The sequence below is a fragment of the Saccharopolyspora sp. NPDC050642 genome, from assembly GCF_040654735.1.
GTDB lineage: Bacteria > Actinomycetota > Actinomycetes > Mycobacteriales > Pseudonocardiaceae > Saccharopolyspora > Saccharopolyspora elongata.
The window spans coordinates 15,562-31,714 of the sequence record NZ_JBFAIN010000016.1; the positions used below are offsets into that span (position 1 = coordinate 15,562).

Genomic DNA, 16,153 nt, shown 5'->3' on the forward strand with positions numbered 1-16,153 from the left:
TTCCGTTCAGCGCAATCTGAGAAGCGCAAACGGAGCAGTGCGAACCCGGCAGAACCGGCCGAGAAAATGCCGTTTAAAACGCGGAAAACGGCAACGTCCCCGCATCCAGGAGATGCGGGGACGCCGGAATCACTCGGCATCCGGTGGCGGCCCGCCGCGGATCGAGAACAGCGTGTTCTCCAGCTCGTCCGGCTTGACCAGCACCTCGCGCGCCTTCGAGCCCTCCGACGGACCGACGACGCCGCGCGACTCCAGCAGGTCCATCAGCCGGCCGGCCTTGGCGAACCCGACCCGCAGCTTGCGCTGCAACATCGAGGTGGAGCCGAACTGGCTGGTCACCACCAGCTCGGTGGCCTGCAGCAGGACGTCGAGGTCGTCGCCGATGTCGGAGTCGACTTCCTTCTTCTCGCCCGCCTTGGCCGCCGTGACGCCGTCGGTGTACTCCGGTTCGGCCTGGTCCTTGGTGTACGAGACGATGCGGTGGATCTCGTCGTCACCGACGAACGAGCCCTGCACCCGGACCGGCCGGGACGCCCCCATCGGCAGGTACAGCGCATCGCCCATGCCGATCAGCTTCTCGGCACCCGGCTGGTCCAGGATGACCCGCGAGTCGGTCAGCGACGACGTCGCGAACGCCAACCGCGACGGCACGTTCGTCTTGATCAGGCCCGTCACCACGTCCACCGACGGGCGCTGGGTCGCCAGCACCAGGTGGATGCCGGCGGCCCTCGCCTTCTGGGTGATCCGCACGATGGCGTCCTCGACGTCGCGCGGCGCGGTCATCATCAGGTCGGCGAGCTCGTCGACGATGGCCAGGATGTACGGGTACGGCCGGTACTCGCGCTCGCTGCCCAGGGGCGCGGTGATCTCGCCCGAGGAGACCTTCCGGTTGAAGTCGTCGATGTGGCGCACCCGGTTGGCCTGCATGTCCTGGTAGCGCTGCTCCATCTCCTCCACCAGCCAGGCCAGCGCGGCGGCGGCCTTCTTCGGCTGGGTGATGATGGGCGCGATCAGGTGCGGGATGCCCTCGTACGGCGTCAGCTCCACCATCTTCGGGTCGATCAGGATCATCCTGACCTCCTGCGGGGTGGCCCGCGCGAGCAGCGACACCAGCATCGAGTTGACGAAGCTGGACTTACCGGACCCGGTCGAGCCGGCCACCAGCAGGTGCGGCATCTTCGCCAGGTTCGCGGTGACCATGTGGCCTTCGATGTCCTTGCCCAGCCCCATCACCAGCGGGTGGCTGTCCTTGCCCGCCTCGGCGGAGCGCAGGACGTCGCCCAGCCGCACCATCTCCCGGTCGCTGTTGGGCACCTCGATGCCCACCGCGGACTTGCCCGGGATCGGCGCCAGCAGCCGGACGTTGTCGGTCGCGGCGGCGTAGGCGATGTTCTTGGTCAGCGCGGTGATCTTCTCGACCTTCACGCCGGGGCCGAGCTCGACCTCGTAGCGGGTCACGGTCGGCCCCCGGGTGAAGCCGGTGACCTGGGCGTCGATGTTGAACTGCTCCAGCACCGCGGTGATCGCCTCGATCATGGCGTCGTTGGCGCGGCTGCGGCTCTTCGGCGGGTCGCCGTCGGTGAGCACGTCCAGCGGCGGCAACTGGTAATCGCCTTCGACGCTGCGGCTGATCTGCGGCTTGCTGCTCTTCTTCGGCTTCTCCTCGGCGGCTTCGGCGACCGGCTTGGCGGGCACCGCGGCGGCCTTCGCCTTGGCGGGCTTGGCCTGCTCTTCGGGCACGTCCTCCAGCGACAGCTGCCGGTCCTCTTCGGACATCGCCGCCTGGCGACGGCGGGACGGCCTGCGCAGCTTGACCGAAGCCGGATCGGCCTCCAGCTCCTTGGTGGCGGCAGCCGCCGGGCGGGCCTCCTCGGCCTCCTGCCCGAGACCGCGCAACCGGGCCGCCACCTCGCGCACCGGCGTGCCGGTGAGCACGAGCAGTCCGAACAGGCCGATCAGCACCAGCACCGGCGCCGCGACCCAGCCGGTGAGCCCGTGCGCGAGCGGGCCGCCGGCGACGAAGCCCAGGGCTCCGCCGGCGTTCGCCCAGTTCTCGGGGTCGAGCGGGGCGCCGGACACGATGTGCAGGACGCCGAGCGTGGTGAAGATCAGCAGCATCGACCCGATCACCACGCGGGGCCGCGCCTCGGCGCTGGTCTCGGTGCGCATCAGCAGCACGGCGGTGATCAGCAGCACGATCGGCAGCACCACGGCCGCCACGCCGATGACCGAGCGCAGCGCCCAGTCGAACCAGTGCCCGACCGGGCCGCCGGCCTGCCACCAGACGCCGGCGGCGGCGATCACCGCGGTCGCGAGGAAGATCAGCGCCAGCCCGTCGCGCCGGTGCGCGGGGTCGAGTTCCTTGGTCTTGCCCACCGCCCGGACCACACTCCCGACGCCGCGCGCGATGCTCCCGCCGCCCTTGGAACTCGTCCTGGCGGATCGCTTCGGTGCTGGTCTGCGGGGTGCGTGCGTCGATCCGGGGCGGGGCTTGGCGCTCCCGGTGCTCTTCCGCGTGGTGCCCGACCTGCCCGATCCGCCACTCCTGGCAGCGGAGCCGTTACTCTTGGTCGCGCTTTTGCCACGCGACGAGCCCCGTCCCCCGTTCGATGTCCGGCTCGCCATGCCCCACACGGTATCTCCACCCGCCTCGCGCGTCACACCAGCCACGGGAGATCGCAGGTCGGCCGTTTTTCGGGCAATCCGCTCCAACCGGCGCAGCGCGCGTGAGATCCTCGACCATCATGGTCGCCCTACCTTCCAGTCCGAACGAGCCGACACGCCGAACCGACCGCGAGAAGCTGTTCCGCGACGCGCCGCTGCTGTGGCGCGCGCTGATGCGGGTCGACCGCGCGATCATCGGGCTGACCGGGCGCCTGGAGGTCACCGGCGACGTGCCGGATTCGGTGCGCGGCAAGCCGCTGCTGCTGGCCGCCAACCACATCGGCAACCTCGACGCGCTGGTGCTGATCGCGGCCTGCCGCACCCGCCGCCTCGCGCCGCGCTTCCTCGCCACCGGCGGGCTCTTCGACACGCCGGTGCTGGGCACGGTGCTCCGCACCTGCCGGCACGTCCGCGCCGATCGCGGCAAGAGCACCGCGGGCGAGGCGCTGGGCCGGGTCATCACGGCGCTGACCAGCGATCACCACCCGGTGCTGATGTACCCGGAGGGTCGCATCACCCTCGAACCGGACATGTGGCCGGAGCGCGGGAAGACGGGCGTGGCCCGGATGGCGCTGGCCTCCGGCGCCGCGGTGGTGCCGGTCAGCCAGTGGGGCGCCCACGAGGCGATGTGCTACGGCATGGTCCGCGTCGAGAAGACCGGCGACCTCTGGATCCTGTTCGCGTCGTGGCTGCGAGCCGTCCGCCGCCGGCCGAAGCTGAAGGTCCACTTCGGAGCGCCGGTGGACCTCAGCGACCTGTCCGCGGACCGGGTCGGCGACGCGACCAGGGCCCGCGACCGCATCATGCGGGCCATCGCAACCGGCATGGTGCCGCTGCGCGAGGGAGAACTCGGAGCGCCCCACCACTTCGACCCGACGCGCCCGGCCACCGACAAACCCAGCCCCTGGCGCTCGTGAGCCCGTCCGGTAAGCCGAAGGGGTTCCGGTAGAGCATTTCTCGCCAATGTCGCGGCCCCACCGGGGCTGATCCCGTTAACTGTCCACACTGGTCGCCATTCGGGCGCACCAAATTGGACAGACGGGGCAAACATGAGAAAAGTCGTCACCGCTGCCATGGCAGCCGGTCTGCTGGTCGGTTTGTCGCCTGCCATCGGCTCGGCAACGGCCGCGCCCGGACCGGTCTTCCAGCCCGCACCGGTCGAATGGGGCCAGTGCGAGGACGCGAACCTGCAGAAGGCCGGGGCGGAGTGCGGGATGGTCACCGTCCCGATGGACTACGCCGATCCGGCGGGCGAGCAGGTCTCGCTCGCGGTCTCGCGGATCAAGCACACCGTGCCCGACGACCAGTACCAGGGCGTCATGCTGGTCAACCCGGGCGGACCGGGCGGATCCGGGCTGACCCTGTCGATGCTCGGCGCGTACGTGCCGAAGGGCGCCGGCGCCGCCTACGACTGGATCGGGTTCGACCCGCGCGGGGTGGGCTCCAGCCGGCCTGCGCTCTCCTGCGACCCGAACTACTTCTCCTACAACCGCCCGCACTACGTGCCGACCGCCCCGGAGCTGGAGAAGACCTGGCTCGACCGGTCCGAGGGCTACGCGCGGGCGTGCGGGAACAACGGCAAGCTGATCGAGCACATCAAGACCACGGATGTCGTCGAGGACATGGACAGCATCCGGAAGGCGCTGGGCGTCGAGCAGATCAACTACTACGGCTTCTCGTACGGCACGTACCTCGGCCAGGTCTACGGCACCCTGCACCCCGAGCGGATGCGCCGGGTCGTGATGGACGGCGTCGTGAACGTCGACGACGTCTGGTACGACGCGAACCTGAACCAGGACGTGGCCTTCGACCGCAACATCAAGATCTTCTTCGACTGGATCGCGAAGAACGACGCCACCTACCACCTGGGCACCACCGGCGCCGACGTGGAGAAGCTCTACTACGAGCAGCTCGCCAAGCTCGACCAGCAGCCGGCCGGCGACGTGATCGGCTCCGACGAGTGGACCGACCTGTTCCTGAACGCGGGCTACTCGCAGGCGACCTGGGACCGCCGCGCCAAGGCGTTCTCGGGCTGGGTGCACAACGGCGACTGGGAGTCGCTGAAGAAGGTCTACGACGGCGCCAACCCGCCCGGCGACGACAACGGCTTCGCGGTCTACCTGGCGGTGCAGTGCACCGACGTGAAGTGGCCGCGGAGTTGGCAGCAGTGGAGCAAGGACAACTGGGAGGTGTACGCGAAGGCGCCCTTCGAGACGTGGGCCAACGCCTGGTACAACGCGCCGTGCCGCTCGTGGCCGGCGAAGCCGGGCAAGCCGGTCGAGGTCGACGGCAGCAAGGTTACCGACGCGCTGCTGATCAGCGAGGAACTGGACGCCGCGACCCCGTTCCCCGGCGCGCTGGAAGCCCGCAAGCGCTTTCCGAACGCCAGCCTGATCAGCCTTCCCGGCGGCACCACGCACTCGGGCTCGCTCGGCGGAAACGCCTGCCTGGACGACCAGATCGCCGACTACCTGGCCACCGGCAAGCTGCCGGCCCGCAAGCCAGGTGACGGTCCGGACACCACGTGCGAGCCGCTTCCGCAACCGACCCCGGAGGGCGTGGGCGCGCTGAAGATCCGCCCACAACAACCCGCGGTCCTGCAAGAAGCCCTGCAAGCGAACTGGCATTGATAACCCGCTGAAGGGCCGGGCTCCACACGGAGACCGGCCCTTCGTCGTCGGCGCCCGGGAACAAGCGAAGTGCCGGCCTCCGCGCGGGAGGCCGGCACTTTGTCCTAGGTGACGAGGTCGTGCGTCAGTGGTCCAAGATCGGCGCGTTGACGCAGTTGTTGATCTGCGGGGACGCGATCGGCGCCACGATGGCGAGGACGCCGACGTTGTTGCCGCACGCCTGGATCGGCAGCACGCTGACGTTGTTGTCGTTCAGGACGTTGATCCCGTCGTTGCCGTAGCTGTCGGCGAACGCGGGGGAACCGATCGCCAGCATTGCGGCCGCGGCAGTGGCAGCGCCGAAGAGTCGAGCGGAAGTACGCACTTCAGACCCCAATCTCCCGTTGGTGATTCCTCCGGTCCAGGAGTCCGAATGCGCCCCGAACCGGCGAGACCCACCCTCGCAGTGGATCTCCAGGCAGGCCCGCCGTGCGCTCCCAACGGGTTCCGCAGATCACCCACTGGAGATCCCGGACACCGACAGCGATCAACAATAGTCGGCAAAACGGACTAATGAGTCACTCGACCAGGTGATCGGTTCAGGATCCGACAGGGAGCACGTTCGGCACGATCATCGGCCGCCGGCGGTAGGTCTCGGCCACCCACCGCCCGACCACCCGGCGCACCGCCTGGGCGATCCGGTGGGTGTCGGCGATGCCCTCCGCCTCGGTGCGGGCCAGCTCCATCTCGACCAGCGGCACCACGTCGTCCAGCGCCTTCGGATCGTCGGAGAAGCCGCGACCGGAGATCGTCGGGGACGACACCGCCCGGCCGGTCGACGCCTCCACAGCGACCGTGATCGCGATGAACCCGCCCTCGCCCAGCACCAGCCGGTCGGAGAGCGTGGACTCGCCCACGTCACCGACGGACAGGCCGTCGACGTAGACGTGCCCCACCTCGACCCGGCCGGCGATCGCGGCGATGCCGTCCACCAGGTCGACCACGACGCCGTCCTCGGCGATCACCACGCGATCCGCCGGAACCCCGGTCAGCCGCGCCAGTTCGGCGTTCGCCCGCAGGTGCCGCCACTCGCCGTGCACCGGCATCACGTTGCTCGGCCGCACCGCGTTGTAGAGGTACAGCAGCTCGCCCGCCGAGGCGTGCCCCGACACGTGCACCTTCGCGTGGCCCTGGTGCACCACGTCGGCGCCGAGCCGGACCAGGCCGTTGACCACGCTGAACACCGCGGTCTCGTTGCCGGGGATCAGCGAGGACGCCAGCACCACGGTGTCGCCGGCGCGGATGTGGATCTGCTTGTGCTCACCGCGCGCCATCCGGGACAGCGCCGAAAGCGGCTCGCCCTGCGACCCGGTCGAGACGAACGCCACCATGTGCTCGGGCATCGCCAGCGCCTCGTCGAGGTCGACCAGCAGGCCATCCGGCACGCGCAGCATGCCCAGATCGTTCGCGATGCCCATGTTGCGCACCATCGAACGGCCGACGAAGCACACCTTGCGGCCGTGCGTCTCGGCCACGTCCAGCACCTGCTGCACGCGGTGCACGTGGCTGGCGAAGCACGCCACGATCACGCGCTGGGTCGCCTTGCCGATCACCCGGTCCAGCACCGGCCCGATCTCGCGTTCGGGCGTGACGAACCCCGGCACCTCGGCGTTAGTGGAGTCCACCAGGAACAGGTCCACGCCCTCGTCGCCGAGCCGGGAGAAGCCGGCGAGGTCGGTCAGCCGGTTGTCCAGCGGCAGCTGGTCGAGCTTGATGTCACCGGTGTGCAGCACGACCCCGGCCGGGGTCCGGATGGCGACCGCCAGCGCGTCCGGGATCGAGTGGTTGACCGCGAAGAACTCGAGCTCGAAGGCGCCGTGCTTGCTGCGCTGCCCCTCGGCCACCTCCACCAGCACCGGGTCGAGCCGGTGCTCGCGGCACTTGGCCGCCAGCAGGGCGAGGGTGAACTTCGACCCCACCACCGGCAGGTCCGGCCGCAGCCGCAGCAGGAACGGCACCGCCCCGATGTGGTCCTCGTGCCCGTGCGTGAGCACCAGCGCGTCGATGTCGTCCAGCCGGTTCTCGATCGCGGCGAAGTCCGGCAGGATCAGGTCCACGCCCGGCGCGTCGTCCTCGGGGAACAGGACACCGCAGTCGACGATCAGCAGCCGGCCCGCGTGCTCGAACACGGTCATGTTCCGGCCGACCTCGCCGATGCCGCCGAGCGCTACGACGCGCAGCCCACCGTCGGCCAACGGGGGTGGTGGGGCCGACGATGTCGGCGTCACCGGGTGGTACTCGGTGGCTGTCGCCTTTGCGCTCAACGCTGGTTCACCTCTGTGCGGCGTCCGGATTGACCAGTACCAGGCCAGCATCCCACAGGTCGCTGGTGATCAACCGCACCTGCTCCTCGGTCGCCGCGGGCAGCGGCAGCCGCGGCTGCCCGGTCTCGTAGCCGCACAACCGGAGCGCCGTCTTCGAGAAGATCACCCCGCCGACGAAGTTCATCGACCGGTACACCGGCAGAAGTCCATTGTGGACCTCCCGGGCGCCGACGACGTCACCCGCCTCGTAGGCGTCCAGCATCTTGCGCAGCCGGTCCCCCACCACGTGGCCGATCACGCTGACGAAGCCGACCGCGCCGACCGACAGCCAGGGCAGGTTCAGCGGGTCCTCGCCCGAGTAGTAGGCGAGGTCGGTGCTGGCCAGCACCTCGCTGCCGGCCAGCAGGTCGTGCTTGGAGTCCTTGACCGCCTGGATCCGCGGGTGCTCCGCCAGCCGCTTCAACGTGTCGACCTGGATCGGCACGATGGAGCGCGGCGGGATGTCGTAGAGCATCACCGGCAGCTCGGTGGCGTCGGCGACCGTCCAGAAGTGCTGGAACAGCCCTTCCTGCGGCGGGCGCGAGTAGTACGGCGTCACGACCAGCAGGCCGTGCGCACCGGCGTGCTCAGCGGCGCGCGCGAGCTCGACCGAGTGCTCGGTGTTGTTGGTGCCGACGCCGGCCACCACGGCCGCACGGTCGCCCACCGCCTCGACCACGGCGCGCAGCAACTGCTGCTTCTCGTGGTCGCTGGTCGTGGGGCTCTCGCCGGTGGTGCCGTTGACGACCAAGCCGTCGTTGCCGACGCTGTCGACCAGATACGTGGCGAGCTCCTGCGCCAGCTTCAGGTCGAGCTTTCCGTCTTCGTCGAACGGCGTGACCATGGCGGTCAGGACGCGGCCGAACGGGCGGCCCGGACTGGCAGTGGGGCAGACGGTCATGGCCCTGACGCTACCTGGTGAGTTCCCTGTTCAGAGCGGCCGGATCAGCCTCAGCGCACATTCGGGAAACCCGGCGTCCGCAGGCCCGGGAACGCCGTGTTTCTTCCGGTCCGGCCGCCGCCGCGCGAGCGAGTTTCCGCCCCTCGCGTCAAAAAGACCGGCGCAGGTCCTCGACCGCGAGCACATCGGCCTCGTTGCCCTCGGACGTGACCTTCGCTGCACGACGGCTGAAGGCGTGCAGGATCAGCTCGCTGGGCTCGCCGACGAAGCGCACCGTGCGCGGGCCGCGCTTGGCCGCGATCTCGGTGCCGTCCGGGCGCCGCAGCACCACGCCCACCGGGCTGCGCCCGTAGAACATCTTCGCGACCCGGGTCAGCGACTTCCACAGCGCTTCCTCGCGCTCCGGGTCGGACGGACGCGGCTGCCAATCCGGCTGAGCCCGCCGGACGTCCTCGTGGTGCACGTAGAACTCGGCGGCGTTGACCGCCTCGTCCACGCCGGAGAAGCCGAGCGGGTTCCACTTCGGCGGCCCCTGCCGGATCTGGTCGATCAACTCCGGCCAGGACAGCGCGCGCAGCTCGTTCTGGATGCGCTCGCTGCGATCGACGAGCGCCTTCACGAACTTGCCCGCCACCGCGTCCGGCCGCCGTTCGCGCACCACGAGGTGCACCGCGAGGTCCTTGGTACTCCACCCGGCGCACAGCGTCGGCGCATCCGGGCCGAGCCGCTCGAACAGGTCGCACAACTGCTGGCGCTCATCGCTGGCCACACCCATGCGCCCACTCTAGCCACCGCCGATGCTCGGGGTGGCGCAGGAGATCACTTCGTCGCGGAAGTCTGCAGCTTGTCGCCGGACGCGCTGTAGAGGGCGCAGTAGATGCTCTGCGAGCCGGTCTTCCGGTCGCCTTCGGACTGGCGGTGTGCGTTCCAGTCCTGTTCCGAGGGGACGAGAGTGACGTAGCGCAACGTGGTCTGCTTGCCCGGCGCGACGACCTTGTCCGAGGCGAAGTACATCGAGCAGTAGCCCTCGCCGTATGCGACCAGCACGTCCTTGCCGGGGTAGGCCGTGTCGTAGCCGCTGGAGCTGAACGCGGAGCCCGACGCGTAGAACTCGAAGTCGTGCGGGTCGGAGCAGGACGTCGTGTTGTTGATGGGCTTGCCCGCGGTGATCTTCCCGGTGCCGCAGTCCTTGGCGTCGGGGTCGAAACCGGCGACGTCGCCGCCCTCGCCGAACACCAGGGTCGAATCCATCGCGGCCGGTGCACCTCCGCCGACCAGCGCGAACCGCCCGACCAGGAGCCCGGCGACGAACAGCACGACGACGGCGACGGCCGCAGCGATCAGCCACGGGCCCTTGGAACGCTTCGGCTTCGGCGCCCCCGGGGCGACCCGGGTGGGGCTGCCGACCGACAGGGTCTGGTCCGGGTTGCCGCCGTTGGCGGGAGCGCTGTCCAGCAGCGCCCGGATCTGCGGGCCGGTGAACCGCGCCCGCGGATCGGCGATCAGCAGCCCGGTGATCACCGAGCCGATCATGCCGTGCGGGCCGGACAGGCGGGGCGGATCGTTGAGCACCGCGTGCAGCGTGGCGGCCGTCGTCTGCCGCTCGAACGGAATCCAGCCCTCGACCGCGAAGAACAGCGTCGCGCCCAGCGACCACAGGTCGCTTGCCGGCGAGGCGTCCGCGCCCTTGATCCGCTCCGGCGCCATGAACGACGGCGAGCCGACGATCGCGCCGCTGCTGGTCAGCCGCGGGTCGTCCAGGGTCTGGGCGATCCCGAAGTCGGCCAGCTTGACCCGGCCGTCAGCGACCATGATGTTGCTCGGCTTCACGTCGCGGTGCACGATCCCGGCCGCGTGCGCGGTCTCCAGCGCGGAAAGCACCTGGCGGGTCAGGTCCACGGCCTGCTCTGGCCGCAGCGGACCCCACTGCGCGACGTAGTCGCTGAGGGTGACCGCCTGCACCAGCTCCATCACGATGTACGTGACGCCGGACTCGGCCAGCACGTCGTGCACCGTGACCACCGCCGGGTCGTTCAGCCGTCCCGCGGTGCGCGCCTCGCGGAGCACCCGCTCCTCGAAGACCTGCCGCTCGGCCGGGGGCACGCCGTCGGGCAGGTGCAGTTCCTTGATCGCGACCTCGCGGCCGATGACCTGGTCCCAGGCACGCCAGACGATCCCCATGCCGCCGCGTCCGAGCTCCTGGACGACCTGGTACCGACCGCCGATCACCCGGGCCTGCTGCCCTGGCCCGATCTGCTCAACCACTGCGCCGTCCTCCACCGAAGTCCTCGCGCGCGACCACGCAGCGCAAACGTTCCCGCCTCGCCGTTCATCCAATCAGATGAGCCGGATAGGTCCTTTGACTGTGCGGCGGACCGATCGGTTCCCTGCTGGGGCGGGACCGCTGCCGGCTGCCCGGGATGCGCGGACGGCCGGCGCCCCAGGCGGGAGCCGGCCGTCCGATTCGCGAAAACCTGGCGAACCCGGTTCAGCCCTCGGTGACGAACGGGCTGGACGCGATCTCGGTGCCGTCCTTCAGCGTGGTGATCTCGAAGTCGCTGAACACGTTCGGCACGGCCTTCTGCAGCTGCCGCAGGCACTCGATGGCGAGGGCCCGGATCTCGACGTCGGCCTGCTCGGAGGCGCGCATCGCCACGAAGTGCCGCCACGCCCGGTAGTTGCCGGTCACCACGATCCGCGTCTCGGTCGCGTTGGGCAGCACCGCGCGGGCCGCCTGCCGGGCCTGCTTGCGGCGCAGCGTCGCCTTCGGCTCGTCGGCGAACTTCTCCTCGAGCGCGGCGAGCAGCTCGGTGTACGCGGCGACGCTCGCCTCGGTGGCCTGCACGAACTTCTCGTGCAGCTCCGGGTCACCGGCGATGACGTCGGGCTCGACCATCGCGGCGTCGCGCTCCGGCACGTACCGCTGCGACAGCTGCGAGTAGGAGAAGTGCCGGTGCCGGATCAGCTCGTGGGTCAGCGAGCGCGACATCCCCGACAGGTAGAAGGACACGGAGCCGTGCTCCAGCACGGACAGGTGGCCGACCTCGAGGATGTGCTTCAGGTAGCCAGCGTTGGTGGCGGTGGCCGGGTTCGGCTTGCGCCACGACTGGTAGCACGCGCGACCGGCGAACTCCGCGAGCGCCTGCCCGCCGTCGGCGTCGGTCGACCAGGGCACGTCCTCCGGCGGGAAGAACTCGGTCTTGCCGATCAGCTGCACTTTCGGCCGCACGATCTCGGTCACGACGGGCGGGCCCCTTTCCTGCTCTGGACGGCGGTCGACGACTGCCGTTTGCGACTCCCCATGTGTGCATCGAGCGTAACCGGCGGTCCCGACAAGATCCCATGACGCCAGATGACACCATCAGGTCATTGCATGACGCCATAGATGAAGTCATAGTGGTGTCATGGATCTGAGCCCTTACATCGAGCAGCTTCGCGAGGACCTGAGCTCCGCCGCCTCCGCCGGGGACGACCAGACCCGGCAGACCGCGGCGGTGCTGTCCGGCGCGATCGAGCCGGCCGCACGGCTGGCGATCATGAACGCACTGTCCGACCTGGCAGCGGAGGTGACGACCCTGCTGGACGGCCAGGTCGTCGACATCCGCCTCGACGGCCGCGACGTCCGAGTGGTGGTCAGCGGCGACACCGCACCACCCACGGTGGAGGACGAGGCCGAGCCGCCGCCACCACCGCCGAGCGGCGACAGCGGTGACATCAGCCGCATCACGCTCCGCCTGATGGAGGAGATCAAGTCGCAGGCCGAACAGGCCGCGTCGAGCCAGGGCGTGTCGTTGAACACCTGGGTCGCGCAGGCGGTTCAGGGTGCGCTGCACACCGGGCGGCCGCGCGGCCCGTGGGACCACCCGCGGCACGGTCGCGGCCGACCATGGGGACCGCCCGGCGGCGGCCCGCGCGGGCGGTGGCGCGGCGAGCCCGGCTCGCGGGTGCGCGGCTGGGTCGAAGGCTGAGAGGAGGGGATCGCGATGACGAACGACGAGACCACGGGCGGCGGCCCGGCCGAGCCCGCCGACCGGCCGGACGCGGAGGAGCGGTCGAGCGCCGAGGAGCGGTTGGCCGAACTGGTGCGCAGCCAGGACTTCGACACCGCCGGGCCGATTCGCATCGACATCGGCAACAGCCTGGGGCCGGTCGTGATCGAGTTGGCCGAAACCGCGACGACCCACGTCGAGGTCCGGCACGATGCAGCCGCCAGCGGACCGGACTGGCGCGGCGGCCTGACCGGGCTGCTGAGCTGGGTCACCGAGCAGTTCAGCGAGGCCGGCATCCGCACCGGTGGCGAGGCCGACCGCGGGCGCGGGGCGCAGGAGCCGATCTCCGAGGCCGTGCGGCGGACGCGGATCGACCTCACCGGCAACCGGCTCGCCGTCCGGACCCCGGCCAACGCCCCGCTGCGCAACGTCCCGCTGGCGGTCAAGGTTCGCGCCCCGCTGGACTCGGAGGTCGGGGTGCACTCCAGCTCCGGCGAGATCAGCGTGACCGGCACGGCCGGGCGGATCAACGTTCAGGCCGGTTCCGGCACGGTGTCGATCGAGCGGGCGTCGGATCGGGCCACGATCCGGTCCGGTTCCGGCCAGCTCCGGCTGGGCACGATGGCCGGCGGCGTGCATGCGCGCAGCGGGAGCGGCGACGTCGAGATCGCCGTGATCGAGACGGCGTCGTCGGTGGCCACCGGCAGTGGGAACGTGTGGCTCGGCACCGTGTCCGGTGACGTGCTGGTGCGTTCCGGCAGCGGCGACCTGACGGTCGCGGACGCGACCGCCGGGCAGGTCGAGCTGATCACCGGCTCCGGCGAGTTGCAGGTGTCCGTCCATCGCGGAACCTCCGCGGAGGTGGACCTCACCTCGTCCACCGGCACGGCGAGCAGCGACCTGGTGGTCTCCGAAGTACCGCCCGAGAAGGAACCGAAGCTGCAGATCTTCGGCCGCACAGGAACGGGTGATGCCATGTTGACGACAGCCACGTGAAACGTGGAAGGCCTGGTACGAGCGCCGAACGGCGTCGATGGATCGGCCGCACGACGACCGATCCATCGACGCGGCCGGGCTCGTCGCCGCGGGTGGTCAGCCGCCGGTGCCGTACTTCTGCGGAGGCAACATGGCCTGTGCATCGATGCCGCGGAACCACAGGCCGATCATGAAAGCGGTGGTGGCTTCCAGCAGCGACGCTCGTTCCAGCGGGCCTCCGTCGGCCGGTACGCAGCCGATGTCGGTCACCAGCGACCGAACGGTGGCGATCGCCTCGTCGTCGTCCCCGCACAGCGGAACGACCAGCGGTCGGCCGTCGAAAACCGGTGGGGTCGAACGCCAGACGGATTCGTGGCAGGTGTTGAAGGCCTTGACGACGTGCGCCCCGACCGCCTGGCCGGCGATCCGTTCGGCCATCGAGGTTCCGGTGGGGAGGTCGAGGGTGAAGCGATCGGGGATAACGGCGTTCGTGCAGTCGATCAACACCTTGCCCTGCAAGGTGCCGACCTCGGCTCCGGCGGCGGTGAGCACGTCGGCGACCGCCGAGTGCGGCACGGCGACGAGGACGACATCGCCGAACTCGGTGGCTTCCGCGAAGGTTCCGCTCCGCGCCGACGGCCCGAGCCGCTCCGCGAGTGCGCTTGCCTTGGCCGGGTCGCGACCACTCACTATCACGTGGTGACCGGCTCGCGTCCACTGTGTACCGAGTGCGTCGGCCATGTTCCCGGCGCCCAGAATCCCGATTCGCACAGGTCTCTTCTCTCTTTCGTTCGAGTTCTCCGGTGGGATGCCGGTCCGACGCTAAGCGGCCCGATGGCTACCAATCGGTGTCCCACGGCCGGGCAGGATGGGGTTCCAGGCAGGTGAGGAGAGTCCCATGACCGAGATGTCCGAGGCGTTGCCCGCGAACAGCGAGTTCCTCGCCGACTGCCGGGCACGGTTGGCGTTCGACCTGCTGTCTAACACGTGGAATCCGGTGGTCGTCTGGGCGCTCCGCAAGGGGCCGTTGCGTCCGATCGACCTGCGGCGGCAGATCGGTGGCATCCGCACCAAGGTGCTTTCCGAGACGCTGCGCCGGCTCCAGTACAACGGCCTGATCGACCGGTGCACCTACCGGGAGGCTCCGCCCCGCGTCGAGTACCGGCTGACCGAGCTGGGCGAGAGCCTGCTGGGCCCGATCGGGATGCTCGGCGAATGGGGATTCCGCCACGGCGACGAAGTCATGGCGGCGCAAGAAGAACACGACCGCGCGGACGGCACCTGCGCGAGCTGAACGCGCGCCGCCCGCACGGTCACCGCTCTCGGCGGGCTTCCGCGATCAGCGGCCGGCAGCGCGGAGCGGCTTGGCCAGGTCTCCCCTGGCGCCGACCACGACGTCATCGAGACCGAGCCAGGACGCCATGTCGCGCAACGCGGCGGACAGCTCCGGCACGACCTCGCCCGAATCGTGGCCGGCTTCGAGGAACGCGCCCGGTACCCGCAGCACGCCGGCGGCGCGGTCGGCCTTCAGGTCGACGCGGGCCACCAGCTCACCGTTGAGGAGGAAGGGGAAAACGTAGTAGCCGAACTGCCGCTTGGGCTCGGGCACGTAGATCTCGATGCGGTAGCGGAACTCGAAAAGCCGTTCGGCGCGGGAACGTTCCCAGATCAGCGGGTCGAACGGGCAGAGCAGCGCACGGCCGGTGACCTTCCTGGGGATGCGGGCCGCGGTGTAGCGGTACGCGGGCTGCCGCCAGCCCTGCACCGCGACCGGTTCCAGCACACCGTCCTCCACCAGCTCGGCCACGGCCTGCTGGGACTGCGCGGGCGAAAGCCGGTAGTAGTCCCGCAGATCCGGTTCGGTGGCAACGCCGAGCGCGTGCGCGGACCGCTCCACCAGCGCGCGAATCGCCTCGTCGTCCTCCGGTTCGTGCGCGAGGACATCCGCTGGCAGCACGCGTTCGGGAAGGTCGTAGAGCCGCTCGAAGCCGCGTCGGGTGCCGGTGGTCAGCTCGCCCATCGCGAACAGCAGTTCGCAGGCCCGTTTCGTGTCGGTGCGGTTCCACCAGGGCCCCCTCCCCTGGCGTTCGCCGCCGCCGAGCTCGCGTTCCAGGCCACCCGCGCCGATCGGCCCGAGTTCCTTCACCGCGGTCAGCACGTCGTCGATCAGCTGGGGCGAGCGTTCCAGCAGCTCGCGGCTGCGCCGTCGCCAAGCCCCGCCGTACTCCCGCATCCGCCACCGCAGCAGCGGCCAGTCCTCGATCGGGATCAGCGACGCTTCGTGCGCCCAGTACTCGACGAGCAGGCGTGGTTGCCGCGACCGGTGCGTCCAGGCCGCCGTATCGAGTAGCTCGGCCGCGTAGCCGCCGAGCCGGCTGAACAGCGGCATGTAGTGGGCCCGGACGGCCACGTTGACCGAGTCGAGCTGCAGGAGCTTGGTGCGGGCCAGGGCACGCTGCAGGTGTCGGCGCGTCACCTCGCCGCGCGGCGGCGGGTCGGCGAATCCCTGGGCGGCCAAAGCGAGTCGGCGTGCGGTGTCGCGGCTCATGGTCTGCACCCGCCAGATCGTGCCAGCAACCCCCGACAACCCGATCACCAGCGGCCCGTTCTGCCGCGCCCCCGGGCCGATTCACCCGGAACCGGAAGTCCCGG

The 16,153-nt window shown here is 70.2% G+C and carries 14 protein-coding genes; 5 read left to right on the plus strand and 9 right to left on the minus strand.

Annotated features, from left to right (window positions below):
- Window positions 1-129: 129 nt before the first annotated feature.
- Window positions 130-2,625, minus strand: a complete 2,496-nt coding sequence (locus tag AB0H93_RS23805; protein ID WP_358575272.1) for a DNA translocase FtsK 4TM domain-containing protein — start codon at window positions 2,623-2,625, stop codon at window positions 130-132.
- Window positions 2,626-2,744: 119 nt separating this feature from the next.
- Here AB0H93_RS23805 and AB0H93_RS23810 point away from each other — a divergent pair, with 119 nt between their 5' ends.
- Window positions 2,745-3,581 carry a lysophospholipid acyltransferase family protein gene (locus AB0H93_RS23810; protein ID WP_358575273.1) on the plus strand — a complete coding sequence of 279 codons (837 nt, stop codon included), beginning with the start codon at window positions 2,745-2,747 and terminating at the stop codon, window positions 3,579-3,581.
- A 132-nt stretch (window positions 3,582-3,713) separates the two neighbouring features.
- Window positions 3,714-5,294, plus strand: coding sequence for an alpha/beta hydrolase (locus tag AB0H93_RS23815; RefSeq protein WP_358575274.1), 1,581 nt, complete (start codon window positions 3,714-3,716; stop codon window positions 5,292-5,294).
- Between the two features lie 124 nt (window positions 5,295-5,418).
- Here AB0H93_RS23815 and AB0H93_RS23820 read toward each other — a convergent pair whose 3' ends face one another.
- The 6 genes from AB0H93_RS23820 to thyX form a co-directional block, all read right to left on the minus strand.
- Window positions 5,419-5,658, minus strand: a complete 240-nt coding sequence (locus AB0H93_RS23820; protein WP_358575275.1) for a hypothetical protein — start codon at window positions 5,656-5,658, stop codon at window positions 5,419-5,421.
- Window positions 5,659-5,872: 214 nt separating this feature from the next.
- The gene (locus tag AB0H93_RS23825; protein ID WP_358575276.1) at window positions 5,873-7,597 is read right to left on the minus strand and encodes a ribonuclease J; all 1,725 of its coding nucleotides are present in this window, start codon (window positions 7,595-7,597) and stop codon (window positions 5,873-5,875) included.
- A 7-nt stretch (window positions 7,598-7,604) separates the two neighbouring features.
- Window positions 7,605-8,537, minus strand: coding sequence for a 4-hydroxy-tetrahydrodipicolinate synthase (dapA, locus tag AB0H93_RS23830; RefSeq protein ID WP_358575278.1), 933 nt, complete (start codon window positions 8,535-8,537; stop codon window positions 7,605-7,607).
- A gap of 148 nt (window positions 8,538-8,685) precedes the next feature.
- A complete protein-coding gene (locus tag AB0H93_RS23835) occupies window positions 8,686-9,312 on the minus strand; it encodes a TIGR03085 family metal-binding protein (RefSeq protein WP_358575279.1) in 627 nt (208 codons plus the stop codon).
- A 44-nt stretch (window positions 9,313-9,356) separates the two neighbouring features.
- Window positions 9,357-10,802: a serine/threonine-protein kinase gene (locus AB0H93_RS23840; RefSeq protein ID WP_358575281.1), complete on the minus strand. Its 1,446-nt coding sequence runs from the start codon at window positions 10,800-10,802 to the stop codon at window positions 9,357-9,359.
- Window positions 10,803-11,025: 223 nt separating this feature from the next.
- Window positions 11,026-11,778 (minus strand): FAD-dependent thymidylate synthase, encoded by a 753-nt coding sequence (gene thyX / locus AB0H93_RS23845; protein WP_358575282.1) that lies wholly within the window; start codon window positions 11,776-11,778, stop codon window positions 11,026-11,028.
- 163 nt (window positions 11,779-11,941) lie between these two features.
- Between thyX and AB0H93_RS23850 the strand changes: the two genes are divergently transcribed.
- Window positions 11,942-12,505 carry a toxin-antitoxin system HicB family antitoxin gene (locus tag AB0H93_RS23850; RefSeq protein WP_358575283.1) on the plus strand — a complete coding sequence of 188 codons (564 nt, stop codon included), beginning with the start codon at window positions 11,942-11,944 and terminating at the stop codon, window positions 12,503-12,505.
- A gap of 15 nt (window positions 12,506-12,520) precedes the next feature.
- The gene (locus tag AB0H93_RS23855; RefSeq protein ID WP_358575284.1) at window positions 12,521-13,522 is read left to right on the plus strand and encodes a DUF4097 family beta strand repeat-containing protein; all 1,002 of its coding nucleotides are present in this window, start codon (window positions 12,521-12,523) and stop codon (window positions 13,520-13,522) included.
- A 96-nt stretch (window positions 13,523-13,618) separates the two neighbouring features.
- Here AB0H93_RS23855 and AB0H93_RS23860 read toward each other — a convergent pair whose 3' ends face one another.
- The gene (locus AB0H93_RS23860) at window positions 13,619-14,311 is read right to left on the minus strand and encodes an NADPH-dependent F420 reductase (RefSeq protein WP_358575438.1); all 693 of its coding nucleotides are present in this window, start codon (window positions 14,309-14,311) and stop codon (window positions 13,619-13,621) included.
- Window positions 14,312-14,408: 97 nt separating this feature from the next.
- On the opposite strand from AB0H93_RS23860, the gene AB0H93_RS23865 reads away from it, so the two are divergent.
- Window positions 14,409-14,795, plus strand: coding sequence for a helix-turn-helix domain-containing protein (locus AB0H93_RS23865; RefSeq protein ID WP_358575440.1), 387 nt, complete (start codon window positions 14,409-14,411; stop codon window positions 14,793-14,795).
- A gap of 45 nt (window positions 14,796-14,840) precedes the next feature.
- Here the strand turns inward: AB0H93_RS23865 and AB0H93_RS23870 are convergent, their stop codons facing one another.
- Window positions 14,841-16,058 (minus strand): crosslink repair DNA glycosylase YcaQ family protein, encoded by a 1,218-nt coding sequence (locus tag AB0H93_RS23870; RefSeq protein ID WP_358575285.1) that lies wholly within the window; start codon window positions 16,056-16,058, stop codon window positions 14,841-14,843.
- Window positions 16,059-16,153 lie beyond the last annotated feature (95 nt).

Coding starts and splice junctions, on each gene's coding strand:
- AB0H93_RS23835 (WP_358575279.1), bottom strand. CDS start 9,312: ATGGGTGTGGCCAGCGATGAGCGCCAGCAGTTGTGCGACCTGTTCGAG.
- AB0H93_RS23810 (WP_358575273.1), top strand. CDS start 2,745: ATGGTCGCCCTACCTTCCAGTCCGAACGAGCCGACACGCCGAACCGAC.
- AB0H93_RS23855 (WP_358575284.1), top strand. CDS start 12,521: ATGACGAACGACGAGACCACGGGCGGCGGCCCGGCCGAGCCCGCCGAC.
- AB0H93_RS23815 (WP_358575274.1), top strand. CDS start 3,714: ATGAGAAAAGTCGTCACCGCTGCCATGGCAGCCGGTCTGCTGGTCGGT.
- AB0H93_RS23850 (WP_358575283.1), top strand. CDS start 11,942: ATGGATCTGAGCCCTTACATCGAGCAGCTTCGCGAGGACCTGAGCTCC.
- dapA (WP_358575278.1), bottom strand. CDS start 8,537: ATGACCGTCTGCCCCACTGCCAGTCCGGGCCGCCCGTTCGGCCGCGTC.
- AB0H93_RS23865 (WP_358575440.1), top strand. CDS start 14,409: ATGTCCGAGGCGTTGCCCGCGAACAGCGAGTTCCTCGCCGACTGCCGG.
- AB0H93_RS23805 (WP_358575272.1), bottom strand. CDS start 2,625: ATGGCGAGCCGGACATCGAACGGGGGACGGGGCTCGTCGCGTGGCAAA.